The organism is Escherichia sp. KTE172 (assembly GCF_000408845.1).
Taxonomy (GTDB): domain Bacteria; phylum Pseudomonadota; class Gammaproteobacteria; order Enterobacterales; family Enterobacteriaceae; genus Escherichia; species Escherichia coli.
On sequence record NZ_KE137322.1, the window covers coordinates 1 to 1,647 of the forward strand.

Genomic DNA, 1,647 nt, shown 5'->3' on the forward strand with positions numbered 1-1,647 from the left:
GACTCATCCCCGAAAGAACAACAGCGGAATCACCGACAACATGCGAGAGGTGGCACCGCTCGCCGCAGCCCCAGCGACCGAACGTTAGTGAGCGAGTGGGCGAGGAAGCGGAAGAGAACTGGAAACCACATTGAGCACGTACGCACTGATACGGGGTGTCGGGGCGAAGCCCTGACCAGATGGCAAACGGAATATCGTCGCGGGTGACGGTATTACATTTGCACATCCTGTCCCGATTTCTGCGGGGGTTAACGGTGAACGGACGGCAAAAAACGTGCAGGAGCTGTTGAACGTGAAAACCACGAAATCTGGCAAAAATCACGGCTGGCGAGGCTTGCAGAGGAGTAAGCCAGTATACACTCCGCTATCGCTACGTGACTGGGTCAGGGCTTCGCCCCGACACCCCCAAAGGGCGTTGCGTTGCGCGCAACACCCTTGCCTAGAATAGATCTTTTACGCTGATTTGTAAGTTGTTGTTTTTTTAGTGTGTTTTTTGTTTACCTGTCGCATCCAGGGTGACACAACGTTGTCGCATCCTGGATGCGACAACACGCAACAAGGTGTTGCACAGATGTGTCATGATGGCTTAGATTTGAACCAACGTTAGTGCATGGGATTTTTAGAGGGAAAAAATCATGTTTATTGATTCAGAAAAACGACTGAAACAACTTTCAGATGAGGCAAAGAAAAACACCGAGGATCTCGAAGAAGCAAAGAAGAATTCAAGGTTTACACAGGTATCCCCAAAAGGTTGGGAACGCGTTCGAGAGCTGCTGAAGGATAGCCAAGGCATATCAGCACTGAAGCTGTACTCATTTTTAGCGGAGCATATCGATCCTACGTGTGGCGCTGTCGTTGCGGATCAGCAATTCCTAGCTGAAAAACTTGGAGTTAGCAGAAGCACAATTATTCGTTGGCTCAATTACTTAGAATCAAAAAATGCATTAGTTAGAATCCCCGTTGCTGGTAAGGTTTGTGCGTATGCCCTCGATCCACATGAAGTCTGGAAGGGATACAACACTACGAAAAACCATGCAGCATTTGTCACTAAAACACTGGTCAACAAAGACGGTGATATTCAGCGCCGAATCATGGCCATGTTTTCAAATTGAGCCAGCGGCAGGCGGACAATCAGGGGCTACGTGTTAACGTTCTGACCATGATTGTCTATCCTGCATTGCTCTTTTGCCGCCTCAAAATCCCTTGCGTGTTTTTGCTCCCCGATCTCCAGAACGACCGAGCCGCCACGGTTCCGGCAGCGCCTTGAGCGCAACCGGAAACCGTCTGGGGAGAACCCCAGACCCCCATCGCTGTAACACCGACGGTCTACGACCACCTACCAACCGAGTGACTGCCTGTACCGTGCAAATGGGCTTTGCAGGGGGCTGGCGCGGTTCCTGGCGACCTGAAAGCCCCTGGCTAGGGGTATCGGCGCGCCTGACCTCCTGAAACGCTCTGTAAGCGTTTTTCGCGCCTTCCATGCCCTGACGGGCATTTAAACCCCGCCTCGTGCGTCTGAGAGCTTCTGAGCGCGTTTGAAGGGCTATCTGACGACTCATCCCCGAAAGAACAACAGCGGAATCACCGACAACATGCGAGAGGTGGCACCGCTCGCCGCAGCCCCAGCGACCGAACGTTAGTGAGCGA

At 52.3% G+C, this 1,647-nt stretch carries 1 protein-coding gene and 1 pseudogene; one reads left to right on the top strand and one right to left on the bottom strand.

The genetic code is table 11. The annotated features are described in order from the left end of the window. Nucleotides 1–226: pseudogene (locus G434_RS30575) on the bottom strand (rep protein); the annotation flags it as partial. Nucleotides 227–635: 409 nt separating this feature from the next. Between G434_RS30575 and G434_RS00005 the strand changes: the two are divergent. Next, nucleotides 636–1,112, top strand: a complete 477-nt coding sequence (locus G434_RS00005) for a helix-turn-helix domain-containing protein (RefSeq protein WP_000469298.1) — start codon at nucleotides 636–638, stop codon at nucleotides 1,110–1,112. Nucleotides 1,113–1,647 lie beyond the last annotated feature (535 nt).